The organism is Massilimicrobiota sp. An105 (assembly GCF_002161155.1).
GTDB lineage: Bacteria > Bacillota_I > Bacilli_A > Erysipelotrichales > Coprobacillaceae > Allocoprobacillus > Allocoprobacillus merdigallinarum.
In genome coordinates, this window is record NZ_NFLY01000037.1 from 1 (window position 1) to 25,724 (window position 25,724).

Consider the following 25,724-nt stretch of genomic DNA (forward strand, 5'->3'; position numbering starts at 1 on the left):
AAAAACCAGAGCACTAGGGTATATCACGGTAACGCTTAATATAGTCACTCCATACTTAGGTATCCAATTGGTCTTTTAGGTTGATGATGTCAACTGTGCTAAACGGCCTGCTTATATTCAATCCCTTGAATATTGAATATACTGTTTAGAGACAGGAGTGGTTACCTGAATGTCTTCCTAAAACCACAAGACTTGGATTCAGCTCTGGAAGCTTTACCATATATGGCCTAGCTAGCCAGGCCACTCGTTCATAGAGAACTAATCCTGGCTTTACCGACATGCTTTGGTCCCCGTCGGGTTATCCCCTAAAGGTAAGTCGGTTGCTTTACATCGCAATGCAGGAGCGATGATTTCAAAAGAAATATATATTAAGCGCAAGAACGTGCGCACCAAAAAGGAGGAAAGGAAAATGCATGAAATCATATTGATTAGTGTTATGGCTTGTGTAACCTTTTTAACCAGAGTTTTGCCTTTTTTCATCTTTAAAAGTAAATCTTATCCCATTATTGAATATCTTGGAGATGTATTGCCTTATGCCATTATGGCAATGCTTGTCGTTTATTGTTTAAGAAGTGTTGATTTATTCAGTGGAAATCATGGAATATGTGAGATAATTGGGGTTGGGAGCGTTATTCTTTTATATCTTATAAAACGTAATACATTATTATCTATTATTGGTGGAACTGTGATTTACATGTTATGTGTTCAAATTATTTTCATATAACATATGTTATAATGGAAATAGGTAGGTGAAATCTATGAGAGAAAATATGAAATTTGATACAAATATTTATCAGTTAAGAGAGTCTGTTTTAAAAAGAATGATACAGATTATCCAACAACAAAGATATATAGAAGAAAACAGTATTGTTTTTTATGGAGATTCCATCATTGAATATTATGATGTTGAACATATTTTTAGACATTTAGGACCGGTCTATAATTGTGGAATTGGTGGTATAACATCTGATATGTTGCTTCATTTTGTCGATGAAGGGGTTATCAAATATCATCCAAGCCAAGTCTTTATTTTAGTAGGAACAAATGATTTAGGAAATACAGTGATGGCAAGTCCAAGGGATATTGCTTTAAATATTAAAGAAATGGTAGAGATTATTCATTATAATTTACCAGAATGTCAAATTCATTTGTTGAGCCCAATACCGTGTATTGAAAAGGTTCATGGTTATCAGGCTATGCATCAAGGTTTAAGAAGTCATGATATTTTACAGATGATCATGCAGGAATATAAACGTATGATACCTTATGACTATGTTCACTTTATAGATATTTATCAGTCTTTATATCAAGACAATATTTTAAGAGAAGATGTTTTTATTGATGGTTTACATATTAACGAAGATGGTTATGCTTTATTGACAGAGGCGATTTTCAATCAATTATAAGGGGGATAAAGACATGCAAGAATATTATGAAATTAAGACAAAACAAGGAGTTATGCGTGGATTCTTTCATAAACCTGATGGAAATCAATATCCAGTATGTATTATTTTTCATGGTTTTACAGGTCAAAATACAGGAACAAAATTTTCTTATGTACAATTATCAAGAATGCTGGAAAAACAAAATATTGGAACCATTCGTATGGATTTTTTAGGCAGTGGACAATCTGATTTAGATTTTAAAGATATGACTTTTCAAAATGAATTAGATTCAGCTATCAAAATCTTAGAGGAAGTCAAGCAGATGGATTGTGTGACAGATATTTATTTGCTTGGTCATTCTATGGGTGGAGCTATCGCAAGTGAGGTTGCTAAAATGTATCCTCAAGATATTTCTAAAATGTGTTTGTGGGCACCTGCATTCAATCTTCCTGAAGCGATTGAATATTTAAAAGGGCATGTTGAAGAAGCTCCTTATTATGATCATAGTGGTTTTGAAATCTCTCATGAATTTGTTGAAGATATAACATCGAGAGATTTATATCAGGATTTAGATACTTATCAAAATGATCTTATGATTATTCATGGAACTGAAGATACAACAGTTCCTTATGCGATATCTCAGAAATATTTAAAAGGTTTTCTCAATCCAGTTTTTCATCCAATAGAAGGTGCGACACACAATTATGATAATTTAGAACATATTCGTCAGGTGATTCAACTGACATATGATTTTTTCATACAGGGCTAAACTCCCTGTATTTTTCATGATAAATTCAATAAAGAGTCAAGCTTTTTGTATTGTCTTTTCAATGAATTGTGTTATAATCAAAAAGGCAAAAAGGAGGAGTGAAAAACATGAATAACATTAGAAATATAGCAATTATTGCTCACGTTGACCATGGAAAAACAACTCTTGTTGATCAGTTATTAAAATTATCTGGAACATTAAAGGATAATGAACAGATTGCTGAAAGAGCAATGGATTCAAATGCCATTGAAAGAGAACGTGGAATTACTATTTTAGCTAAAAATACTGCTATTAATTATAAAGATTATCGTATTAATATTATGGATACACCTGGTCATGCTGACTTTGGTGGTGAAGTAGAACGTATCATGAATATGGTTGATGGTGTTTTATTGGTTGTTGATGCTTATGAAGGAACAATGCCACAAACACGTTTTGTATTAAAGAAGGCTCTAGAAGCTAAAGTGAAACCAATTGTCGTGATTAATAAAGTCGATCGTCCAGTTGTTCGTATTCATGAAGTTATGGATGAAGTTTTAGAATTATTTATGGAATTAGGTGCTGATGATAATCAGTTAGATTTCCCAACTGTCTTTGTTTCAGCTTTAATGGGAACATCAAGTTTAGATCCTGATATTGCAACTCAGGTTCCTAATATGGATTGTTTATTTGATATGATTATCAATGAAATTCCAGCTCCATTAGTAGATGAAGAAGGTGGATTACAGTTCCAGCCTGCTTTACTTGACTATAATGAATATGTAGGGCGTATTGGTATTGGACGTATTCAAAGAGGAAAAGTTAAAGTTAATGAAACTGTTGTTTGTTTACGAGCAGATGGAACAAAAACACAATTTAGAGTTCAAAAATTATTTGGCTTTTTAGGATTACATAGAATTGAAATTGAAGAAGCTAGTGCTGGGGACATTGTTGCTATTGCGGGACTTGCGGATATTGGTGTTGGTGAAACTGTCTGTACAATGGGACATGAAGAACCTTTACCATTATTACGTATTGATGAACCAACAATTCAAATGGTTTTTGGTACAAATACTTCACCATTTGCAGGTAAAGAAGGTAAGTTTGTCACAGCAAGTAAAGTAGAAGAAAGATTATTTAAAGAAACAAATAGAGATGTCTCTTTAAAGATTGAAAGAGTGCCAAATGCTGAAGAATGGATTGTTTCAGGACGTGGAGAATTACATTTATCTATCTTAATTGAAAATATGCGTCGTGAAGGATTTGAATTACAGGTTTCTAAACCAAAAGTTATTATTAAAGAAATTGATGGTGTTAAATGTGAACCTTATGAAGAAGTCTTTATTGAAGCACCAGATGAATGTATTGGAAGCATTATTGAATCTTTAGGATTTAGACGTGGAACATTAGAAAATATGGAATCTGATAACGGTATGACAAAAGTGCATTATATCATTCCATCACGTGGTTTAATTGGATTCATGACAAACTTTTTAACAATGACAAAAGGATATGGAATTATCAATCATTCATTCTTAGATTATCGTCCAATGGAAGGAGATACTGTTGGAGAAAGACAGTTAGGAGTTCTTGTTTCTATTGATACAGGACAAACAACAGCTTATGCCCTTGGCGGTGTTGAAGATCGTGGAGTTATGTTTGTTGGTCCAGGTGTAGAAGTTTATGAAGGTATGATTGTGGGTGAACATAGCCGTGATAATGATTTGGTTGTCAATGTCACAAAAGGAAAACAATTAACAAATACACGTTCTTCTACAAAAGATTCAACTGTTGTTTTAAAGAAACCAAGAGTTTTCAACCTAGAAGCTTGTTTAGATTATATTAATGATGATGAACTTGTAGAAGTGACACCAAAGAATATTCGTTTAAGAAAACGTTTATTAACTGAAAATGAAAGAAGAAAAGCTTATACGAAAAAAATGAATGGATAATGAAAGGGTTCTTACTTGAATGGACAAGTAAGAATCTTTTTTCATGTAAAATAAAAGAGAAAAATTGTGATATAGTAGTTGAAAACATAGCTGATAAGGTAAATTGTTAAAGGGATTGATCAAGATTTATCAATCAAAGAAATGATAAATCCGATTATTTTAAAGATTAGATAAATTGATAAAATATGTTTTTTGTATTAAAAATTTGATAATATTTTTGAGAATATGATATAAAAAATATGAGAAAATCATAAAAAATTCAATAAAAATTTGAGTATTTCTTAAAAAAGTGGTATATTGTTGGAGGTAAATGAAGTAATTTATTGAAATGTAAAACGCTTTCATTTATAATATGAATTAAGGAGGGGACGCAGTGAAAATTAAATTACAAGTACAATTTCATAATAAAAATGTTGAAACAACATCTATTGAGAAGTTAGTAAAAGAGGATGTTAAATCAAAAGGTGTTAAAATGACAACTATTGATACATTAGAGGTTTATTATAAACCAGAAGATTCTTCTGTATATTATGTTGCGACAACAAAAACTGGTGAAGTCGTTGGTAATGACCAACCATTATACATCGGTTAATCTTAATATTACAAACATATACCCAAAGAAAGAGGCTCATTTGAGCCTCTTTCTTTATGTCTTATTTAACAATATGAATACGGTTTTCATTTTTATCTTTTGTAGGTGTTTCTTGATTGACATAACCAATAGAAGCACAACCAACAACTTGATGATTATGAGGAATACCCATTTTATTTAAAATGTTTCTTACTTCATCAACATCTTGTGTATCACGGAGTTGATTGATCCAGCATGAACCAATGTTTAGACTCGTTGCTGCTAGAAAGATATTTTCCAACATACAGCTGCCATCTTCGACACGTCTTGAATCATATTCAGGACCACTGACAATCAGTAATACTGGAGCGTGATAAGAGAAATGATAAGTATCTGGTTTCTTTTCACCACGTTCTTCACTTACTTTTTTAATAGCATTCGTTAATTCATCAATATAAGCCAAATTGGTAATGGCATAGATTTCACATAATTGTCTATTCATAGCACTAGGTGCTTGAATTCCAGCTTTTAAAATAGCTTGAAGTTCTTCATCTTTAATCATTTCACTTCGATAGCTACGACAGCTTTTTCTTTTTGCGATTGTTTGTAATGTTTCATTCATTTCATATCACCCCTTATTTTCTATTATAGTCTGATTGTTTGAAAAAACAATGCTAAAAAGTATATTTTATGGTATACTAGGGGCAACTAAAGGAGGATTGAACGATGAAAAAAATATTCGTTGGGCTCATAACACTTTTATTATTGGTGGGATGTAGTCAAAATCAAAAACTAAACTACTTTATGTTAACAAATGATAAAGAATTAAGTGCTTTATATAATTCTGAAGGTGAACAAATAACAGAATATCAATACCAATCATTTGAACGTGTTGGGAACTTAGGATATATTGTCACAAATAGTCAAAAACAAGTGGGATTGATTTCATTGGAAGGTGATGAAATGATCCCAATGGGTGAATATGAAACACTAGAAAGTGTAGATCAGATGTTTTTTGCGACTAAAAAAGAAGAAAAGAAAAAAGATGATCAAAAACAAGATAATCAAAAACAAGAAGAAACTTCTCAAAATCAATTGGTTAAAGATAATCTTTATGTTTTAAATAGTGAAGGCGAAATCTTGTATCAGGCCAATGACAAAACAAGTATTATGAAAACTGATTTACCAGTGATTTATCAGGATAAAGAATATATTGTTTTATATCAAAATGGTGAAGAACTTTATAGAGGAAAAGATGCTGTGACATATGTTTCACAATATCAAAATGGAAAATCTATGGTTGTTGGATTTAAAGATAAGAATCACTTTTATTATGTGACTGGCAATGAAGATGAAGATTTTGATCTTGAAGTAGAAAAAGGAACTTATACGTTTTTACTTCAAAATGATGCTGGATGTATCATTAATGATGAGAAGTTAAAAAGTATGATATATATTGATTTTCAAAATCAAAAGGTTTATCAAAACAACATTGCGATTAAAGATGCTTATTTTGATAATAAAGATAATATTATTTTAACTTCTGATGATAAAACATATCTTTATTCTATTGGTGGTGTTCCAACTTTAATTAATACTTATTATTATGATACACAGACATATTTAATACGTGAAGAAAAGGTTTATGGACCACATTATATATATAAAGATGGAAAGTCAAAAGGAACACTTGAAAATTGTCAATTATATCCTAATGTGCAGGAATTAAATTTTGAAATGTATCCAGTTTATGTACAAGAAAAAGGGTATGTCTATTATAATTTTGACAATAAACAGGTGTTTGACCAAACATATCTTGAAGCGAATCCATTTGATGCTTGTGGTAGAGCCATTGTGAAAATTGATGATCAAGGTTATTCATTAATCGACGATAAAGGTGAAAAATTGACAGAAAAAGCATATTATCGTATGGAGTACATAGGCAGTTCATATTATGCGGTTTATAATGAAAATGGTATGTATGGTATTATTGATATAACAGGAGAAGAAGTCTTCCCTGTTGAATATACATCTTTACCAGAAACACCTTTAATTGAATATAATGATGAAAATTATTTGTTATTGAATAAAAATGGAAGAAGTTATGTCTATAGTATAGATGATGATATGGAAGAATTGTTTTCTATTGAAGGAGATTTAACATTCCATAATGAGGGATATTTTTCAGACGGACATCATTATTATACAATTGAGGGAGAAAGTATAGAATAAGGAGTTTATATGGAATATTTAATGATATTATTATTAATTTTTATAGCAGTGTTATTTTTAATGCAGGTCGTCTTTTTTGAAATAACAAAAAGTAAAATGGAAAAGATGAACAATATGAACTGGTTTTTATCTTTAGATAAACCATTTAATTATAATCGTGTTGGATATATGGTCTTTCTTTGCTTTATCTGTTATTTGATTTCATCACCAGCACCACTGTTTAGTCTAGAGTGGTTTATTTACTTTGTCTTGTTTTTAGCAATGGGTATTGTTGCTGATGCAGTTGTTCAATATGCTATTTTGATATATAGTAAAAAAAGATGTCGTAGACAAATTGAAGATGCGCATTTATTACAAAACGAATTACAACATTTTACGCCAAATACTGATTTTGAAAAAGATTATACATTAACACCTCAAAATTATGATGAAACTTCGATTTTAAGACAATATATGACACCTGAAGATCATTTGGCTGTCATGAGTGTGGATTCAGGAAAGTTTGCGAGTCAATTTAAAGATGATACGGAAGCGATGTTTGTTGTTGAACCTTATACGGATACACAAAGAGTACAGAGTCAGTTTGAAGATGATTCATCAGTCAAAGTCACAACATTGACACCAACTGGAAAAATGCCTTTTAAAGATGAAAAAATAGATATTATTATGTGCCAGGAATGTAATTATGATAAAAATGAAATCCAAAGAGTTTTGAAAAAAGGTGGATATTTCATTGTCAATCAGCATGGAACAGAGAATTTAAAAGAATTTGTTCGTTTATATATGCCTTTCCAAATGAAAGGAAAGTGGGATGCTGAAAGCTGTGCACAGACTTTAGAAAGTATTGGTATGCGTATTGTTGATAAATTTGAAGATTATGGAACAATTCGTTTTCATAGTATTCAGTCATTATATCAATATTTTACAAAAGTGTCACCAGACTTTGCGAATGTCAATAGATATCAGGTTTTCTATTTACAGGCCTTAAAAGAAATGAAAGATCATTCATATTTTGAAATGACAACACATCAATTTTTGGTTGTAGCACAAAAAACTTTTTAGGAGAATTTTGAGTCAATTCTCCTTTTTATATGAAGTTTTATTCATTATATCAATGCTTTTTGGAATAGAAAAAAAGAGTTAAAACACTTGACAAAAAAATATCATGAAAGCGTATTAAAAACTTTTGAAAATGTATGGAAAAGTAATTGAAATGTGTTATAATAAGACTATAAATTATTAAGGAGGAGTCAATAAGATGGCAGAAAAATTATCTTTTGTAGTTTCAGATCCAGTTGGATTACATGCTAGACCTGCAACTATCTTAGTCAACCAAGCTAGCAAATTTACTAGCAATATCAAATTATGTTACAATGGTAAAGAAGTTAATTTGAAGTCAATTATGGGTGTTATGTCTTTAGGTGTTCCTACTAAAGCTACTGTAGAAATCGTAGCTGAAGGTGAAGATGAAAAAGACGTAATCGCATCAATTGCTAAAGTTATTAAAGAACAAAAAGTTGCTGAATAATATAAGGCTTCAAATACATGGAACTATACATTTTGTATAGTTCTTTTTTCTTTTGTTTGACAATAGAAAGCAAAGTGATAAAATATATTTAGATATTTAGATAAATATCTAAATATTAAAGGAGGGAGAGATATGGGTGATGCATTTAAAGCGTTAAGTGATCCAACGAGAAGAAGAATCTTAGAGTTGTTACAGGATAGACCTTTAAATGCTGGAGAAATTGCAGATTGTTTTCAAATGACGAAACCATCTATATCACATCATTTATCTATTTTGAAATCAAGTGGTTTGATCATTGATGAAAGACAGGGGCAGAATATTGTTTATAGTATTGATATGTCTGTTTTTCAAGAAGTAATGAAGTGGTTTATGAATTTTATTGATATGGGGGAATGAAAATGAAAGTGAGAGCTTTTGATTGGATTTTATGGTTAGTCACAATTCTTTTGTGTGCAGGTATTTTTATGATGCCTCATGTTGTTCCTATACATTGGAATGGACAATGGGAGATTGATGGATATGGAAGTCGTTATTGGGTTTTCCTTTTAGCTTTTTTACCAATATTTGTTTATTATGGCATGTCACTTACAAAGCATATTGATCCTAAAAGAATGAATTTAGAAAAAAGACAGAAAACATATCGTATTTTTCAGTGTGGATTAACAGTTTTCTTTATTATTTTGGCTATCTTTTTTGAATATATGATTTTTAATCCACAGGGGGATATTGAGATTTTTATATGGTTGATGATGTCGTTATTATTGATAGGAATGGGAAATTATTTGCCAAAAGTTCCACAAAATTATTTCTTTGGCATCAAAACACCATGGACACTAGCAAGTGAATATGTTTGGAAAAAGACACATAAAATTAGTGGATATTGTTTTGTGATGATTGGATTAATAAATGGTATAAGTGCATTAGTTCATTTTTCGTACACTTATCTGGTATTGATGATTGGTATTATAGGTATGACTGTATTTATTTATGTGTATTCTTATTTTTTATTTAGAAAATGTAGTCAAAAGATTGACGATTAAATATTAAAAATATAAAATATATAATATAAATAATATTAATAATTATTTATAGAAAGAGAGGATATATAAGATGTTAAAGATTGAACATTTAACAAAGAAATATGATCAATATAAAGCTGTTAATGATTTATCATTGCATATTGAAAGAGGACATATTTATGGCTTTATTGGTCATAATGGGGCAGGAAAAACAACAACATTGAAAGCTGTTGCTGGTATTATGCCTTTTGATGAAGGGGAAATCATTATTAATGGAAAATCAATGAAAAGTCATGCTTTAGAATGTAAGCAAATCATGGCTTATATACCAGATAATCCAGATTTATATGAATATCTCACAGGAATTCAATATTTAAATTTTGTAGCAGATGTTTATCAGGTTTCTAAGGAAGATAGAGAAGAACGTATTTCTAAGTACGGCGATATATTTGATTTAACAAGTGATCTGGCTCAACCTATTAGTGCTTATTCACACGGGATGAAACAAAAGTTAGCGATTATTTCAGCTTTTATACATCAACCACAATTAATTTTAATGGATGAACCTTTTGTTGGATTGGATCCAAAAGCATCACATTTATTAAAACAAATCATGCGTGATCATTGTGATCGTGGTGGTGCCATTTTCTTTTCAACACATGTTTTGGAAGTGGCTGAAAAGTTATGTGATCGTATTGCGATTATTAAACAAGGAAAATTGATTGTCAGTGGAAAGACTCAAGATGTAATTGGTGATGAATCACTTGAAGATGTTTTCTTAGAGTTGGAGGATGATGACAATGTTAATGACGCTCATTAAGATTAGATTGCAGGGTATTTTATTAAGACAAACAAAAAGTTCTAAGAAAAAAGGGAACAGTATTGGAAAGCTGATATTATTTGGTTTATTGTTTGCTTATGTAGGTGTTGTCTTTATTGGCATGTTTGGGATGTTGTTTTATTCTTTGATTGAACCATTTTCAATGATGGGGATTGAATGGTTATACTTTGCTTTAATGGCATTATTCATTATTTTGCTTTGCTTTATAGGAAGTATTTTCTTAACACATCATGAAATTTATGAAGCCAAAGATAATGAATTGTTGTTGGCTATGCCTATTAAAAATAGTGATATTTTATTGAGCCGAGTCTTTACGATACTGATATTAAATTATGTTTATGAAGCACTCATTGCATTACCAGCTTTTTATGTTTATATAACAAATGTAGGCATGAATTTGATTGAAATTCTTATGTTTATTGGTGTTTGTTTGACATTGCCATTATTTGTATTAGCTATATCTTGTTTATTTAGCTGGATATTAGCACATGTACTTGTGAAGATTCATCGTTTTAAAACAATGATTTCTGTTGTTTTATTTGTAGGAGCATTTGGTTTATATATGTATGCAGTGAATTCTATACAAACATATATGACATGGCTCTTGGAAAATGGAAAGACAATAGCAGAAGCCATTGAAAGTTCAATGTTTCCGCTGTATCATTTGAGTCTGGCATTAAGTGAAGGAAATGTGATAAGCTTTATCATTTATTTGTTATGTGCAGTTTTACCATTTGTTTTGGTTATTTACTTATTGTCAGTTAACTTTACAAAGATGGCAACATCGAAACCAAAAGTGAAAAAAGCCATCTATAAAGCAAAACCAATGAAGCAAAATACAATGTTTAAAGCTCTTTTCATCAGAGAAATCAAACATTTTACTTCTAATGCGATGGTGATGTTGAATGGAGCAATGGGTATTATTCTTTGTATCATCGCTGCGGGAGCTGTCTTGATTTATCAAGATGAAATTCAAATGATTGCTTCTATTTCTCAGATTCAAGAATATATGACTCCAGTGTTATGTTTAATGGTTATTGCTGTATCATCATTAAATATGATCAGTGCATCCTCTATTTCTTTAGAAGGAGATCGTTTCTGGATTATTAAATCACTCCCTATAACAACACAGGATATTTTAAATTCAAAATTAGCTATGCATGCTTTCTTATGTATTCCCGGTGGTTTAATTCTTTCTGTCGCTTTGATTTATGTGACAGGTATTGGAATGATTGATAGCTTACTTGTCTTGGTTGTTCCTATCTTATTTACACTATTGATTGATTTTTTAGGATTATTACTCAATTTATGGAAGCCTAAGTTTGACTGGGTTAATGAAACAGTCTGTGTGAAACAGAGTTTACCTGTTGTTTTAACGATGTTTATTTCAATGGGGGTTGCGATTGTTATCGCAATGGTTTATGGATTATGGTTGATCAATCTTATGTCTGTGTCTATGTATATGTATAGTGTGATTATGATTGTTATTATTTTAGATGTTGTTCTTTATCAGACAATTCAAACGTGGGGTATACAACAATTTGAACATATATAAAAAGTAGAATAAAAGGCTGTACGAGATAAATAATCGTAAAATCATCTCAAAGAAGAAAACGGCAATGAATATCAATTACGATCATCATTGTCGTTTTTTTGTATATAGAGATTATGGAAATACATTATACAATCTAATTGCACTCATAATTATAATGTAAGTCATTTTTATGATATTAAAGCAAGAATAATGAATGTGCTAATCAACAAAAAGCAATTTATATCATTTTAATCTAGCATGAAATAAATTGCTTTCATATAGTGGATAAGGTGGTTTCAAATCAATGTTTTGATGTCATTAAAAACTATTAATGTACTTTTTACCTGACATTAACAATCTTTAGAAGCTGTTTTGTTATAATCCGTTTATAAATGGAGGAAACAAAATGGGAAAAAAAGCTAAAAAGTTAATTGGTAGTAGTATGAGTGTTCTTGTTGTGGCATCATCAATGAATTTGAATGCATTATCTGTTGTTCATGCAACAGATACACTTACAAAGAATGCTTCAAAAATTATAAGTCCAGTAATGATTAGTGAGATTGTAGCTGATACACATCAATCTGATATGACAACTGCATCAGGTACAGATGCGTTTGAATATATTGAGCTTTACAATACAACGAATCAAACTTTAAATATGGATAATTATCTTATTCAAAATGTCAATGGAAGTAAAAATACTTTATGGGAAATCCCTGAAGGTACAACAATCGAAGCAGGGGAGACATTGGTTGTATGGGTACGTAATAGTGAAAGTGACTCACTTGATGAAAATCAATTCCGCTCTTACTATAACATTACTGATGAATCAGTAAATATTGTGAAAACAAATGAATCGGTGAATGGTTTTAGTAATTCTGAAGAACGTTCAATGGAAGTCCTTGTCAAGGATACTAAGCAAGTCATTAATTCTATGACTTATAATGATGGAGAAGCAAAGGCCCAGACAAAAAAGGGGATTACATTTCAATATCAGGATGGTCGTATTCAAGAATTGACACTTGGCTATGATGGAGATCCAACGCCAGGATCATTGGTTGATGAACAAACATTAGATGACCATTATGTCGTTAATAAGGATGAAGATGCAGCAGTTAGTCTATTAGTTAATGAGACATTTAACCCAAATGCATCATATGTTGTGAAAGCAACTACAAACTTAACTTCTGTTATATTAGAAGCAAAAGCCTTTATAAATAATAAGTCATATAATATGACTTATGATAATGGTGAATTTTTTGTTTCTATTCCTGCATCAGATTTAAGTGGGTTAGAATCTTTTGAGTTATCAGTTGAATTAACTGATGGAGTTAATGAATTAAAATCTAATAAGACAATTACAGCAGAGACAACAGATTCAGTGAAATATCAATCACCATTATTATTGACTGAGTTTGTACCTAATACTGTTAATGTGGATAACTCTGATGCATTTGAATATTTTGAAGTTTATAACGCTAGTAATCAGACAGTAGATTTGAAAGATTATCATTTTATTTATGTTAATGGAACTAAAGAAACTGAGTGGATATTGGAAGATGATATTCAATTAGAAGCAAAGAAGACTTTAACTGTATGGATTCAAAATGAAAAAGTGATAAGTGCTCATTATACAGTGAACGACTTCAATGAAAATTATGGAACAGCTTTAGAAAAAGGTAAAGATCTGACGACAGTACAAAGTGATGGTTTATCAAATTCTGGGTCTCGTATAATGAAGATTACTTCACAGACAGGTTTAGAATTAAATCGTGCAGAATATAATGCACAAGATAGTTCTAATGAGAAAATAGATGTAAATGAGTCTATTTATGTAACATATGTAAACTCTGAAGGAGTTGTTCATTATGATGGTGAACAGACTGTAGGAAATGTTTCTAATCAAATTTTTGGAGAATATCAACGCCCTGATGTGATAGAGAATCCTACTGTATCAATTGATGCACCATCTGTGGTTTCAAATCTTCAAGATTATGAAATGACGATTCAGACAAATCTAGAAAAAGTTTTCACAGCAACTGCAGATATTTATAGTGGAGAAACACTCATTGATACAATTAACTTTACATATGACAATGATATTTTAAAAGGGTCAATTGCATATAATGCTGTTAAAAATTATGACAGTATAACTTATAAAGTCACAATCAGTGATGGAGTCAATCAAGCTACTTATACATCATCTTTAATTCCAGTTCAAAGTGGAGAAGTCGATGTAACAAATGCGCCTGCCTTAACAATCACTGAAGTTATTCCAGATACTTCTAATGTAGATGGTGCAGATGCGTATGAATTTATTGAAATCTATAATAACTCTAATAAGGATATAAATTTGAAAGATTATAAGCTCTATTATAATTATCCAGATAGTGGTAGTGATAGTATTTGGTGGGAAACAAACGAAGATAAGATTTTAAAATCTGGAGAAACACTTGTTTTCTGGATTAAAAATGGTACAAATGATGCTTTAACAAAAGATAATTTTAATGAAAAATGGGGAACAAATCTTTCAGATGACCAATTGATTGAAATTTCATGTGGTGGGATGTCTAATAGTGGAGCGAGAGGAATTAAAATAGCGACTAATGTTAAAGATGTGATTGATTATGTAACATATAATATGGATGGAACTGATAATACAACAGCTGACAAATCTATTGTTTATCAAAACCAATATAATAATGGACAATTCCAGTCTGTATTAGTGAGTGATGATAGAACGCCTACACCTGGTAGAGTTGATAGTAATACGAAACCGCAATATTCTCCAGTATTGCCAGATACAGTAAGTGAACCTGTTTTAGAAGATCGTACAGCATCAACTTTTCATACAGATGAAGATTTTGCATTTGAAATCAAAGCAACTTCACAAGAGACAACGATTAAAACTGTATCATTATATATGAAAGATAATAAGTCAAACGGCTATACTCAATATAATCTTTTAAGAAATAATGGAGATGTTTTCAATTATACTCTAGCAAGTGTTGACTTAATTGGGAAATCTTCTTATGAATATTATTTTGTTGTTAGTGATGGATATCAAACAGTAACAACTGATGTGAAAACGGTAAACAATGAAGAAGGAACTCTTGAGGGTGATCGTTTCAATATAGATGATCAAACAGTGGTATCACAAAATCAACAAATTATAGGAACGGGAGAAAACCTTATTCTTGATGGTAAAGATATTACAGGTGAAGCCAAAAAATCTATTAGCAATTCAGCAAAAATTGCATTTGATGCTTCACAGACAGATGTCTTCTTTAAAAATGCAGTTTCTATAGGTAACGATTCAATAGGTGTCTTTAATGAAGGAACTTATGACTCATGGATGACATATAGTTATGATGTAGATGCAAAATATTTTGATTATGATAAAAAACAGGTGACAATTGCATTCCATGCTGGAAATAAAGCTAATGTGTTAGAACATAATATTGAAAATAACGATGATTTTGTTTTAAAGAATATTCGTCTTGTTTTACCTGATGGTACATCTTTGAGAGGAAAATATACTGGTGTTAAGGGGCTTGGAGCAGTTGAACATACTGCAGATAACTGGCATCCAGATCAACCAGAAACATTGGACAATTATTCTCCACAAACTGAAATTTCAATGGGAGATGGAACAAGTAAAATAGAAATTCTTTATGTCACATTTGATATTCCTGAAGCATCATTTGATTCATTACGTTATGATCTTGATACAACAAAGTTATCAGATGGTGTGCATACACTTCAAACTGGAGAATCATCTATACAGTTTATAGTAGATAATACGGCTCCTGAAATTATGACAAATATGGAAGAAGATGCACAATATAGAAGTCATACAATTGAAGCGAGTGCTAAAGATGCTATAAGTAAAAATGTTTCTTTATTAGCAACATTGGATAATCAAGCAATTGAATTGCCTTATGCATTTGATACAAAGACATTAGATGCTGGAGAACACGTTTTATCTTTAACTGCTACAGATGAAGTAGGGAATATGGCTACCAAAACAATAACATTTACTGTTCCTGAAGAAAATGCTACTGTTGGTGAAATCACACCAGGTGATGGGTCAGTGATTCATGGTGATCCTACATTATCTGTTCAAGTGAGTGATGCAACAAATGATGTTATGAATGTTGCATTTAAGAAAGGCCAAAAATATACTTTGAATGATCAAAATATTCAAGCTTCTCAAGGTGTGAGTCAGACTTCTGGTACTAATGAACAGTCTTTTGAAACAAATTCTGCCAATGGCTTCCCATATCAGCAATTTGATATTAAGGTTGATTCTTCATTTACAAATAAGGATGCAATGAAAGTTCATTGGGAAGGTGAAAGTAATAATGCCAAAACATTTATGTATGTTTATAATCACACAACTCAAGAATGGGATTTACAAGATGCCCAAAAGATTTATGATGGCAGTCAGATTGAATTAACTGCATCAATAGAGTTAAATGATTATCTCAAAGATTCATCAGTAAGAGTCATGATACAAAATGGGGAAGGATATACGCCACCTCAATATGATTCACAAACAACACGTATTACAACTTCTAATGAAGATGATACTCCTCGCGAAGATTATGATTTTACATTTGTTGTAGAAAGTGATACACAATATTATAATGAAGATTATGATGGTAATCCTGAACAAGATGTTGATGGTTCATATCAGTATCAGTTAGATATTCATGAATGGGTTCTCGCAAATAGAGAACGTATGAATATTCAATATATGTTCCATGATGGAGATATTATTGATGATGAACATCTTGATCCTGAATGGGAAAATGCCGATAAAGCTTATAAAATACTTGATGAAGCAGGAATGCCTTATGGTGTATTGGCTGGTAACCATGATGTTGGTCATTTAAGTGGTGATTATACAAGTTTTTCTCAGTATTTTGGTGAAGAAAGATATAATCAGAATCCTTGGTATGGTCAAAGTTATAAAGATAATCGAGGACATTATGATTTAATTAGTGTAGGTGGTATTGACTTTATTATGATTTACATGGGATGGGGTATTGGTGATGAAGAAATTCAATGGATGAATGATGTCTTAGCACAATATCCTGAACGTAAGGCCATCTTGAACTTCCATGAATACTTACTTGCTAGTGGAGGTTTGGGTGAAGAACCTCAACGAATCCATGATGAAGTCGTAGCTGTGAATCCAAATGTTTGCATGGTATTATCAGGACATTATCATAACGCTCAGACAAATGTAGAAAGTTTTGATGATAATCATGATGGTGTTGCAGATCGTACGGTTTATCAGATGTTATTCGATTATCAAGGATTAAAAGCTGGTGGTATGGGATATATTCGTTTAATGCACTTTGATTTAGAAGGTGAAAAAATTATTATTCGTACATACTCACCTTCATTAGATGATTATGATGCTAAAGATGAAACTGATATTGGTGATGTCGCCAATATTAATGGAGAAGAAGAATTTGAAATTCCTTTTTCAGCATTGGGAATCGAACCAAAGACAAAGAGTCTTGAAACTTCATCTTTAGATATAGATGTTTATGGAAGTGAAGTGTTAGGTGAAGTTAAAAATGTAGAAAGTGGTCAAACTGCACAATTGACATTAAATAATCTGGCTAATCAAACATTAGGATGGTATGCTGAAATTACTGATGAAAATGGTGGATTGACAAGAACGGATGTTCAGTATATTACAGTGAACAAAGAAGAAAAAGCACCAACAATTATTTTACCATCAGATAATACATTTACTGTTGGAGAAGAATTTGATCCAATGAAGGGTGTGAGTGCAACGGATTATACAGGAAAAGATATTACATCTCAAATTCAGGTTGCTGGTCAAGTGAATACATCAAAACCTGGAACTTATGAATTGACTTATACTGTATATGATGAATATGGTTATTCTACTCAGGCTAGAAGAGTGATTACTGTCAAAGCAGAATCATCATCTCAAGGTCAACCTTCTCTTCCTGATGAAAATAAACCAATGCAAAATCCTAATCAGAACACTCCACAACAAAGTGATAATCCTTCACAACAAATTCAAAGCCAAAACAATATTCAACAGGTACAATCATCTATGCAACCACAAACCTCAGATCTTTATGGAAACTTTGCTGGATATTTATTTGTTGCCATTATAACATTGATTGGTATTGTATATTTAACATTAAAAAATAAAATCAAAGATTTATTTCAAAAGTAATATAAAAGGAATCAATTTTACTTCTGATAAGTAATAAATAATGAAGGTGGATACCTCAAAATAGAGGATCCACCATTTTCATTTGATAAGTATATGATATAATATGATAATCGATAAAAGGAGGGAATCTGATATGACAGAGTTAACTGATGAATATATTAAAAAAGTTGTTGTGAGTGGAAATATTGAACATAATCAGACAATTCTATTGAAACCTTATGATGATAAATGGCCTGTTTTATTTGAAAGAGAGAAAAACAGAATCTCCAAAATATTAAAAGAACGTGCTTTAATGATTGAACATATTGGTTCAACCTCTGTACCTGGTTTGACAGCAAAACCTATTATTGATATTTTGCTGGTGGTTGAAGATGCTGGAAAAGAGGAACTATATGTCAATGATTTATGTGAACATGGTTATATCTTGCGTATCAAAGAACCAGATTTTGAAAATCATCATATGTTTAAAGGACCAGATACGGATATCAATTTACATGTTTTTTCTAAGGATTCAAAAGAAATTGAAAAGTATCTCTTGTTTAGGAATTATTTACGCTTACACGATGATGCGAGAGAACTTTATGAGAATACAAAAAAAGAGTTAGCAAAGAAAACATGGAAATATGTACAGAACTATGCTGATGCCAAAAGTGAAGTTGTTCAAAAAATTCTCAGTGATGCCATTCAAGAGAACAAGACAAATCAAGAATAAAAAGAAAATACAGAAAGGAAAGATTATATGATAGATACAATAAAAATAACAAAGGTTTATCATGGTGGAAGTTTAAAAGCCTCTGCTACTTTAACAATAGGAGGCGTTCTTGCTTTACATGATATTAAAATTATAGAAAAAGAAAATGGATATTTTATTGCCATGCCAAGTCAGTTAATCAAAGGTGAATATAGAGATATTTATCATCCTATTTCAGCGCCTGCTCGCCAAGTCTTTGAAAATCTTCTTTTAAGATGCGTTGAAGATTTAATGCAATCTCAAGAAAGTTCACTCTTTTATCAATGTCAAAATACAAATATTCCATTTCTCGATTTAACTTATGATGATTTTCAAATTGTGAATCAATCATAGATGAAAATGCAGTTTATATATGATTATCATCTGTATGATGACAATTATAGGAATACCCCATACAAAATACCAATGTTTAGTTTTATGATGAAATAGATACATCCCTAGCCATACGCCTAAGCTGCCACCGATAATGGCAACTGTAAAAAGTGCTTTTTCACTTATACGATATAAGTGATGCTTGGCTTTGGATTTATCTATTTTCATTATTATAAAGCCAATACAATGGATGATAAGGAAATAAATCATAGAAAACTCCTTTCTCATTCTGTCATCATATGAAATAATTGCTGATACTCATCTTTATGAATATGTGATTTGAGATAAATGAAGTGCATAGGACGAGAAATATGAAAGTTTTCAATCTGTAATTCAATTAATTGTTGATTTTGTATTTCCTCTTTCACAACGCCAGCATATAAAAAAGTAACTGCCTGACTGTCCATAAGCAATGTTTTTATCATAGATAAACTACCCACTTCAATAAAATGTGAAAAACGTGAAAGAGGATAGATTGTCTGTTGTAAATAATTTTCTAGGATATCTCTTGTTCCAGAACCTTTTTCTCTAATGAGTAATGGATATGCAAAAAGCTGTTCAAATGTTATTTTTTGATGAGCTAAAGGATGATGAATACTTGCAACAGCAATAAATCTTTCCTGTTTTAATAAATGATAATCAAATAATTGTGTATCAAACTGTCCTTCTACAAAAGCACATTCAACTTCACCATTAATGAGTTTTTGAATTAAAGTATGCGTATTAGCGACAACAATTTCACATGGACGAGAAGTTTGAATGAATTTTTTCGCAATCATATGAGGAATATAATAATCGGCAATGGATAGTGTTGAGCCAATGGTTAAAGGTGGATAAACTGTTTGAAGCTGTTTTTGAAAAAGATCTTCATTATGAATCTGTGTTTTGGCATAGTGATATAAAAGTTCACCCATTTTGGTGAGATGGAAAGATTTATGAGTGCTATCAATAAACTTTTGTTGATAATGTTCTTCCAGAGCTTTGATATGTTGTGTAACGGCAGGCTGAGTAATATGTAAATTTTTAGCTGCCTGAGTATAGTTTTGACATTCAACGACTTCTACGAATGTTCTCATTTTATCATCTATCATAAAATCACCTCATCTTCATTATAATATATTGTTATAATAAATAAAATATCATAATTTTTATTTATAGAAAAATTGTGGTAATATAACTCTGGTTGATAAGGGGAGATGACAAAATGAATAAAATCAAAGATATATTACCAGGATTTATAGTTTGTCTGGCTATTGGACTTATAGCTCAGCAGATTGCGAAGTTTTTTCCAAGTATTGGTGCTGCACTTTTTGCGATTGGAATTGGAATGCTTGCAGGCAATACATTTTTAAATAAAGATATTTTTAATGTGGGAACGAAATTTTCAGAAAGTCGTTTATTAGAATATTCTATTGTTTTAACAGGTTTAACATTACAATTAACAGATATTATGGGAATTGGTATACAAGGTGTTGCCTTTATTGCTTTACAAATGATATTGACTATCGCTATGTGTTATTTTATTGGAAGAAGATTAAAATTCACAAAGAAATTTTCATTGTTAATGTGTGCGGGGAATGCTGTTTGTGGTTCTTCGGCCATAGGAACAGTTTCTCCAATTGTGGAAGCTGACAGTAAAGATAAAGGTATTTCAATTACAATTGTCAATGTCACAGGAACAATCTTGATGGTTGTCTTACCTATTTTAACAAGCTTATTATATCATCATGAAACACTTCAAACTTCAGCGATGATTGGTGGAACACTGCAATCTATTGGACAGGTCATTGCATCAGCATCACTTGTCAATCAGGAAGTTGTGGAATTTGCGACAATCTTTAAGATTGTCAGAATCATTTTTGTGGTTGTCGTTGCTTTAACATATGCCAAGATGAATCTTGATGAAAATCAGCCATTGTTTGCTAAAAAAGAAGGAGTAGCAGCTAAGGTTAAAGCCAAAGTCCCATGGTTTGTTATTGGATTCTTTATTTTTAGTATTATCAATAGTACAGGCATTTTACCAGCCATCATTTCTACATCTGCAAAAATGGTAAGTTCTCAATTTGAGATTATTGCTTTAGCAGCCATTGGTATGCGTGTTAAATTTGCTGATCTTATTAAAGAAGGACCTAAAGCTATGTTATATGGATGTTTAACAGGAACATCACAAATCATCTTTGCATTCATTTTGATTGCTTTATTGTTTTCATAAAAAAATCTATTCGGCTTGAATAGATTTTTTTCGTAGAATGATAAAGAATAAAACAAAAGATAGCGCTAAAAGTATATGTGAGATTCCAGCGATACCAGAAATCATCGCATTCATTGCAGTTGATAATTGAATATTCAAGACTTGAACAACTCCTCTTGTCATCAACATGATAATAAAAAATGGTAAAGCTATGTTATATAAAATAAAGAATTTCTTAAATAATGAGCTTTCTAATATATCTTTATCATTTTTAATAAAGAGTGCCAACAACAAGAAAACAAAGACACCCAAAATAAATAAATGCGTATGTGTAACACTTAATGTTGTTTTTCCTGTGAATTGATTAAATTTAGTCAATTCTCTATAAAAAACACCCGCCACAAGAGCTGCTATCATATAAATCATTGAAACATTTATTAATTTTTTCATTGAATGAACCTCCCCATTCTATTCTTTGGATATCTTAATGCGTAGAGAGAATCTTGTCAATGAATATGCAAATAAAAAGAAGTTTTCAAATCGAAAACTTCTTTGTTTTATGAACATTTAGGGAAGATGACAATAGTCTTAAATAAATCACCGTCAAGCTCTACTTTGAATTGCCCACCTTGTATTTCAGTAAAGCTCTTGACAATGGCTAGTCCTAAACCAGAGCCATGCGTATTTCTTGATTTATCTCCTTGAACAAATCTTTCTACGATTTCATTTTCATTAAATGTCATTTCTTCTTCAGATATATTTTTAAAGATAATTTCTACATGGTCATCATGATCATGAATATCAATATAAACACGTGTATGTGGTAAAGCGTATTTACTAATATTCATAAATAGATTTTCAAAAATACGATAAGTTTTAGAACTATCTAAATGACACATCATCTTGTCTTGGGATGAATTCCATTTCATGGATAAAGATTTCTCATCTAAATTATCCTGACATTCTAGTTGAGATTGCTTAATAAGCGAAATGATATCTATATCCACAAGATTTAATTTGACATCTCCACTATTGGCTTTGCTGACTTCAAATAAATCTTCAATTAAATTTTTCAGTCTTAAAGAATTTCTTTCTAAGATATCTAAATAATGTTGACGATCATCACTGCTAAGATTGTTATTCTTTAATAAATCTACATAAGTGATAATAGAAGTTAATGGTGTTTTTAAATCATGAGAAACATTAGAAATCAATTCCGTTTTCATTCTTTGAGATTTGACTTCTTCCTTCACAGCTTTTTCAAATCCATCCTTGATATGAACAAATTCATCTTTTAAAGGATTGAAGATACCAATATCTTGATTAATCTGTACATCAAAATGACCATTAGATAATTGTTGAGTCGCTTTTAATAATGTATGATAATCATTTTGAATATCTTGAAATTTCTTTCTTATTAAAATAAAGATAATAATAGAATAAATCACTGCAAAAAATATACCAAAAACAAAGAATATTGAACATCCTGCTATAATCAAGAGATTGAATAAAACGATTTTTAAGACAGTTTTGTTTAAAGAATCATCTAGATCAAAATCAATGACTTTATTCATAATCTGATAGCCATGAGTTATTAGCCATCCAAGACATGTATTTTCCCAAAAGTATTTTTTGAGTCCCTTATGGAAAAGATATTTCATAAAGTAAGCTAAGATGATAAAGAGGAGATAGAAAATAAAGTAATAAGCGATATTGATGGCTGGAGTTAAATAGGGACCAATAGCTTCAATCGCAAATTGCTGGTAAATATATTGGAACTGATCTTGGATAGTACCTGCAATCATAATTGCCGTGCCAGCATACATCATAATAGCTAATGTTCCCCATATAATAGCCAGAAAGGCAAATTTAATACGCATCACAAAAGATAAGAAACGACTTTGTTCAAGATATTTCATAGGAATACATAATGTGACAATACAACAAACCACAATTGCAGTGAAAATATATGGAAGTGAGTAGAGATATAATTGGCTACGTGATATATTCATCAGATAAGAACCAATTTGACTGGTCATATGCAATTGATCACTAATCGCAAAGGTTATAGTGATATTTTGTAAAGGTTGATAGCGAATTGTGATATCTTCTTGACTATAATCATCATAAAATGTGGTGCTATAAGAGAAGAGAGATTCTAGAGAATAAATATTGATATGCTCATCATTTGTATGGATAACTTTTGGAACACCTTTGTTATCAAATTCAATTTGCATATACCATTGATATTTGTCTTGTAAATCCTTGTTTTGTGAGATTTGAGAAATGGGATCATTGGTATTAGAGAATTGTTTTTGTGATTGATGATCAGTGATATGGAAGAAAATATCTTCTTTTTGATGGAGTTCATTCACTTTATCTTCTACAGCTGACTGGAAGTCATAATAATAATCTGCATTGATTTCATCTTGTGAAGATTGATAATAATCATAAATGGAAGCAGATGGATCTTGACTTTCCTTGAGTAGAAAATCAGATGCATAACTGTATTCAATCAGATAAGAAGACATATAATCCGAAATATCACGGCTTTCAAAACTAGATTTTTGAGTAGCTTGATTTATAAAAGGATAACATAAATAAGTTCCTATACTTGTTATTATCAGTGTTACCAAGATAATAATACTTGCGATATGTTTTTTGATTTTCATAGTTAATCCCTGCCTTGTTTTTCAATTTTATATCCAACGCCCCACACAACTTTTAAATATTGAGGATGTTTTGGATCTAATTCTATTTTTTCCCTTAAATTACGAACATGAACCATCACTGTATCCGTGTTAATAGCATCTTCTTTCCAGACACTTTCATAAATGTTTTCAGCTGAAAAAACTTTTCCAGGATACTCCATGAGTAATTGTAAGATTTTAAATTCAATAGGTGTGACCTTGATTTGACGATTATCTACACTCACTGTTTTGGTATCTAAATTAAGCTCTAAACCACCAACAGTATAGACATTCTGTGATGTTTTCTTTGCAGTTGCATCTAGATATTTGCGATAACGTCTAAGCTGTGATGAGACTCTGGCAAGTAATTCAATTGGCACAAAAGGCTTTGTGACATAATCATCTGCTCCGATGTTTAGTCCAGTGACTTTATCAATATCTTCTGATTTGGCTGAAAGCATAATAATAGGAAAATCATATTTTTCTCTCATTTTCATTGTCATTTGAATGCCATCCATCACTGGCATCATGATATCCACAATAGCAAGATGAATAGTTTCTTTTTCAACAATGTCTAATCCTTCAATACCATTATGCGCTTTAAAAACATGATAGTTTTGTGTTTTTAAATAAATCTCAATTGCATCACAGATTTCAATTTCATCTTCTACAATTAATATATTATAATCCATAAAAACCCCTCCCGACTTTTCTACATTATACTTGAATTTAAAAAAGAAAAGTAGAGGATAAAACGAAAGATTTTCTAAAGATGATATGATAATTTTCGTTTGTTTATTTTTTTATAGATGTAAATACCAATGAAAGAAATAATACCCGTTACGACAAAGATAATGATAGAAAACAGATAATCTTCAATTCCTAATGCATGACCACCAATGGTAGATGTGATAATTGAAGGTGTTCTTGCGATAGTTGTAATGAACAGAAATGTTGAAAGTTTCATATCTGTTAATGGAATGAGATAAGTGAGAATATCTTTAGGTGTACCAGGTATAAAGAAAACAATAAAACATAAAATATTTCTTTTTTCTGGGTTATGTAAAAAATGAACCTGATTTATCTGATCTAAACTGATAAAACGCTGAATAAAATTTTGTCCCCATTTTTTAACAAAAGTATAAATCAGTAACGAACCCATAGCACTCCCTATTAAACATAAGAGGAGTCCTACAAATGGGCCATAAATAAATCCGGCCATAATTTCTACAATTTCACCTGGAAGAAAAACAAATATAACTTGTAAAATAACAATACCAACAAAAATGATTTGTCCAAATAAACCAAAACTTTGTAGCTGATTTCTTAGTAACTGAGGATTTTCAAAGATCTTCATCATAGGTTGATATAAGCATAAACATATCAAACCCATGATAAGTAGACACTTGATTATAAATTGAATTTCTTTTTTATGTTGTTTGATTTTATTGATCATAAAGGTCACTCCTATCGACATTGATAGTATGAACGAAAAAGCGAAAAAGGAAACCAGTAAAAAGATAAAGATTTTCTAAAGAAAATAAAAAAACAAGCTAAGCTTGTTCAGGCTGTTGACAAAGTAAAAAAGTCAACAGCTTTTAGTTTTCAAATGAAAGAATATATGGTATTATATCCATTGTCGTGGATGACTTCTTTCCAAGTACGCAAACTTTGAGGCTCC

23 protein-coding genes are annotated in these 25,724 nt (G+C 30.8%); 16 read left to right on the forward strand and 7 right to left on the reverse strand.

All coding sequences use genetic code 11. The features are described 5' to 3' along the window. Window positions 1-409: 409 nt before the first annotated feature. From B5E48_RS10115 to B5E48_RS10135, 5 genes are all read left to right on the forward strand, one after another. Window positions 410-724 carry a branched-chain amino acid transporter permease gene (locus B5E48_RS10115; protein ID WP_087304967.1) on the forward strand — a complete coding sequence of 105 codons (315 nt, stop codon included), beginning with the start codon at window positions 410-412 and terminating at the stop codon, window positions 722-724. Between the two features lie 34 nt (window positions 725-758). Continuing rightward, on the forward strand, window positions 759-1,406 hold the full coding sequence (locus B5E48_RS10120) for an SGNH/GDSL hydrolase family protein (RefSeq protein WP_087304968.1): 648 nt from the start codon (window positions 759-761) through the stop codon (window positions 1,404-1,406). A gap of 13 nt (window positions 1,407-1,419) precedes the next feature. Then, the gene (locus B5E48_RS10125; RefSeq protein WP_087304969.1) at window positions 1,420-2,154 is read left to right on the forward strand and encodes an alpha/beta hydrolase; all 735 of its coding nucleotides are present in this window, start codon (window positions 1,420-1,422) and stop codon (window positions 2,152-2,154) included. A 107-nt stretch (window positions 2,155-2,261) separates the two neighbouring features. Further along, window positions 2,262-4,085: a translational GTPase TypA gene (gene typA / locus B5E48_RS10130; protein WP_087296876.1), complete on the forward strand. Its 1,824-nt coding sequence runs from the start codon at window positions 2,262-2,264 to the stop codon at window positions 4,083-4,085. Window positions 4,086-4,458: 373 nt separating this feature from the next. Continuing rightward, the gene (locus B5E48_RS10135) at window positions 4,459-4,677 is read left to right on the forward strand and encodes a DUF6465 family protein (RefSeq protein WP_087244848.1); all 219 of its coding nucleotides are present in this window, start codon (window positions 4,459-4,461) and stop codon (window positions 4,675-4,677) included. Between the two features lie 61 nt (window positions 4,678-4,738). Here the strand turns inward: B5E48_RS10135 and B5E48_RS10140 are convergent, their stop codons facing one another. Then, entirely contained in the window at window positions 4,739-5,278 is a 540-nt protein-coding gene (locus B5E48_RS10140; RefSeq protein ID WP_087304970.1) for a nitroreductase family protein, read from the reverse strand. Between the two features lie 104 nt (window positions 5,279-5,382). Here B5E48_RS10140 and B5E48_RS10145 point away from each other — a divergent pair, with 104 nt between their 5' ends. The 10 genes from B5E48_RS10145 to B5E48_RS10190 all read left to right on the forward strand — a co-directional run bounded on the left by B5E48_RS10145 (window position 5,383) and on the right by B5E48_RS10190 (window position 19,123). Beyond that, window positions 5,383-6,888: a WG repeat-containing protein gene (locus B5E48_RS10145; protein WP_087304971.1), complete on the forward strand. Its 1,506-nt coding sequence runs from the start codon at window positions 5,383-5,385 to the stop codon at window positions 6,886-6,888. A gap of 9 nt (window positions 6,889-6,897) precedes the next feature. Continuing rightward, on the forward strand, window positions 6,898-7,950 hold the full coding sequence (locus B5E48_RS10150) for a class I SAM-dependent methyltransferase (protein ID WP_241146963.1): 1,053 nt from the start codon (window positions 6,898-6,900) through the stop codon (window positions 7,948-7,950). A 196-nt stretch (window positions 7,951-8,146) separates the two neighbouring features. Continuing rightward, complete coding sequence (locus tag B5E48_RS10155; protein ID WP_087244851.1) at window positions 8,147-8,416, forward strand: phosphocarrier protein HPr; 270 nt, start codon at window positions 8,147-8,149, stop codon at window positions 8,414-8,416. Window positions 8,417-8,548: 132 nt separating this feature from the next. After that, a complete protein-coding gene (locus tag B5E48_RS10160; protein WP_087244852.1) occupies window positions 8,549-8,812 on the forward strand; it encodes an autorepressor SdpR family transcription factor in 264 nt (87 codons plus the stop codon). Between the two features lie 2 nt (window positions 8,813-8,814). Then, entirely contained in the window at window positions 8,815-9,456 is a 642-nt protein-coding gene (locus B5E48_RS10165) for an SdpI family protein (RefSeq protein ID WP_087304972.1), read from the forward strand. Between the two features lie 70 nt (window positions 9,457-9,526). Beyond that, window positions 9,527-10,255 (forward strand): ABC transporter ATP-binding protein, encoded by a 729-nt coding sequence (locus B5E48_RS10170; protein ID WP_087304973.1) that lies wholly within the window; start codon window positions 9,527-9,529, stop codon window positions 10,253-10,255. Beyond that, on the forward strand, window positions 10,227-11,831 hold the full coding sequence (locus B5E48_RS10175; RefSeq protein ID WP_241146964.1) for a hypothetical protein: 1,605 nt from the start codon (window positions 10,227-10,229) through the stop codon (window positions 11,829-11,831). Before B5E48_RS10170 ends, B5E48_RS10175 begins: the two co-directional genes overlap by 29 nt. 385 nt (window positions 11,832-12,216) lie before the next feature. Continuing rightward, window positions 12,217-18,039, forward strand: a complete 5,823-nt coding sequence (locus B5E48_RS10180; protein WP_087304975.1) for a lamin tail domain-containing protein — start codon at window positions 12,217-12,219, stop codon at window positions 18,037-18,039. Window positions 18,040-18,172: 133 nt separating this feature from the next. Next, window positions 18,173-18,751 (forward strand): GrpB family protein, encoded by a 579-nt coding sequence (locus B5E48_RS10185; RefSeq protein WP_087304976.1) that lies wholly within the window; start codon window positions 18,173-18,175, stop codon window positions 18,749-18,751. Between the two features lie 27 nt (window positions 18,752-18,778). Then, on the forward strand, window positions 18,779-19,123 hold the full coding sequence (locus B5E48_RS10190; protein ID WP_087244858.1) for a SpoVG family protein: 345 nt from the start codon (window positions 18,779-18,781) through the stop codon (window positions 19,121-19,123). Here B5E48_RS10190 and B5E48_RS10195 read toward each other — a convergent pair. Beyond that, window positions 19,118-19,390: a DUF1294 domain-containing protein gene (locus B5E48_RS10195; RefSeq protein WP_087304977.1), complete on the reverse strand. Its 273-nt coding sequence runs from the start codon at window positions 19,388-19,390 to the stop codon at window positions 19,118-19,120. The two genes, B5E48_RS10190 and B5E48_RS10195, sit on opposite strands and share 6 nt — an antisense overlap. Further along, a complete protein-coding gene (locus B5E48_RS10200; protein WP_087304978.1) occupies window positions 19,387-20,253 on the reverse strand; it encodes a LysR family transcriptional regulator in 867 nt (288 codons plus the stop codon). Before B5E48_RS10200 ends, B5E48_RS10195 begins: the two co-directional genes overlap by 4 nt. Before the next feature lie 113 nt (window positions 20,254-20,366). Here B5E48_RS10200 and B5E48_RS10205 point away from each other — a divergent pair, with 113 nt between their 5' ends. After that, complete coding sequence (locus B5E48_RS10205; RefSeq protein ID WP_087304979.1) at window positions 20,367-21,374, forward strand: YeiH family protein; 1,008 nt, start codon at window positions 20,367-20,369, stop codon at window positions 21,372-21,374. A gap of 6 nt (window positions 21,375-21,380) precedes the next feature. Here the strand turns inward: B5E48_RS10205 and B5E48_RS10210 are convergent, their stop codons facing one another. From B5E48_RS10210 to B5E48_RS10225, 4 genes are all read right to left on the reverse strand, one after another. Continuing rightward, complete coding sequence (locus B5E48_RS10210) at window positions 21,381-21,803, reverse strand: DUF2871 domain-containing protein (RefSeq protein ID WP_087304980.1); 423 nt, start codon at window positions 21,801-21,803, stop codon at window positions 21,381-21,383. A gap of 107 nt (window positions 21,804-21,910) precedes the next feature. Continuing rightward, the gene (locus tag B5E48_RS10215) at window positions 21,911-24,025 is read right to left on the reverse strand and encodes a sensor histidine kinase (RefSeq protein ID WP_087304981.1); all 2,115 of its coding nucleotides are present in this window, start codon (window positions 24,023-24,025) and stop codon (window positions 21,911-21,913) included. 2 nt (window positions 24,026-24,027) lie between these two features. Next, window positions 24,028-24,735 carry a response regulator transcription factor gene (locus tag B5E48_RS10220; protein ID WP_087244864.1) on the reverse strand — a complete coding sequence of 236 codons (708 nt, stop codon included), beginning with the start codon at window positions 24,733-24,735 and terminating at the stop codon, window positions 24,028-24,030. 74 nt (window positions 24,736-24,809) lie between these two features. Next, a complete protein-coding gene (locus B5E48_RS10225) occupies window positions 24,810-25,499 on the reverse strand; it encodes a TVP38/TMEM64 family protein (protein WP_224759495.1) in 690 nt (229 codons plus the stop codon). Window positions 25,500-25,724: the final 225 nt, after the last annotated feature.

Excerpts from the sequence above, each read along its gene's own strand:
- B5E48_RS10115 (WP_087304967.1), top strand. The coding sequence starts at position 410 with ATGCATGAAATCATATTGATTAGTGTTATGGCTTGTGTAACCTTTTTA.
- B5E48_RS10120 (WP_087304968.1), top strand. The coding sequence starts at position 759 with ATGAGAGAAAATATGAAATTTGATACAAATATTTATCAGTTAAGAGAG.
- B5E48_RS10125 (WP_087304969.1), top strand. The coding sequence starts at position 1,420 with ATGCAAGAATATTATGAAATTAAGACAAAACAAGGAGTTATGCGTGGA.
- typA (WP_087296876.1), top strand. The coding sequence starts at position 2,262 with ATGAATAACATTAGAAATATAGCAATTATTGCTCACGTTGACCATGGA.
- B5E48_RS10140 (WP_087304970.1), bottom strand. The coding sequence starts at position 5,278 with ATGAATGAAACATTACAAACAATCGCAAAAAGAAAAAGCTGTCGTAGC.
- B5E48_RS10145 (WP_087304971.1), top strand. The coding sequence starts at position 5,383 with ATGAAAAAAATATTCGTTGGGCTCATAACACTTTTATTATTGGTGGGA.
- B5E48_RS10150 (WP_241146963.1), top strand. The coding sequence starts at position 6,898 with ATGGAATATTTAATGATATTATTATTAATTTTTATAGCAGTGTTATTT.
- B5E48_RS10155 (WP_087244851.1), top strand. The coding sequence starts at position 8,147 with ATGGCAGAAAAATTATCTTTTGTAGTTTCAGATCCAGTTGGATTACAT.
- B5E48_RS10160 (WP_087244852.1), top strand. The coding sequence starts at position 8,549 with ATGGGTGATGCATTTAAAGCGTTAAGTGATCCAACGAGAAGAAGAATC.
- B5E48_RS10165 (WP_087304972.1), top strand. The coding sequence starts at position 8,815 with ATGAAAGTGAGAGCTTTTGATTGGATTTTATGGTTAGTCACAATTCTT.
- B5E48_RS10170 (WP_087304973.1), top strand. The coding sequence starts at position 9,527 with ATGTTAAAGATTGAACATTTAACAAAGAAATATGATCAATATAAAGCT.
- B5E48_RS10175 (WP_241146964.1), top strand. The coding sequence starts at position 10,227 with ATGATGACAATGTTAATGACGCTCATTAAGATTAGATTGCAGGGTATT.
- B5E48_RS10180 (WP_087304975.1), top strand. The coding sequence starts at position 12,217 with ATGGGAAAAAAAGCTAAAAAGTTAATTGGTAGTAGTATGAGTGTTCTT.
- B5E48_RS10185 (WP_087304976.1), top strand. The coding sequence starts at position 18,173 with ATGACAGAGTTAACTGATGAATATATTAAAAAAGTTGTTGTGAGTGGA.
- B5E48_RS10190 (WP_087244858.1), top strand. The coding sequence starts at position 18,779 with ATGATAGATACAATAAAAATAACAAAGGTTTATCATGGTGGAAGTTTA.
- B5E48_RS10195 (WP_087304977.1), bottom strand. The coding sequence starts at position 19,390 with ATGAGAAAGGAGTTTTCTATGATTTATTTCCTTATCATCCATTGTATT.
- B5E48_RS10200 (WP_087304978.1), bottom strand. The coding sequence starts at position 20,253 with ATGATAGATGATAAAATGAGAACATTCGTAGAAGTCGTTGAATGTCAA.
- B5E48_RS10205 (WP_087304979.1), top strand. The coding sequence starts at position 20,367 with ATGAATAAAATCAAAGATATATTACCAGGATTTATAGTTTGTCTGGCT.
- B5E48_RS10210 (WP_087304980.1), bottom strand. The coding sequence starts at position 21,803 with ATGAAAAAATTAATAAATGTTTCAATGATTTATATGATAGCAGCTCTT.
- B5E48_RS10215 (WP_087304981.1), bottom strand. The coding sequence starts at position 24,025 with ATGAAAATCAAAAAACATATCGCAAGTATTATTATCTTGGTAACACTG.
- B5E48_RS10220 (WP_087244864.1), bottom strand. The coding sequence starts at position 24,735 with ATGGATTATAATATATTAATTGTAGAAGATGAAATTGAAATCTGTGAT.
- B5E48_RS10225 (WP_224759495.1), bottom strand. The coding sequence starts at position 25,499 with ATGATCAATAAAATCAAACAACATAAAAAAGAAATTCAATTTATAATC.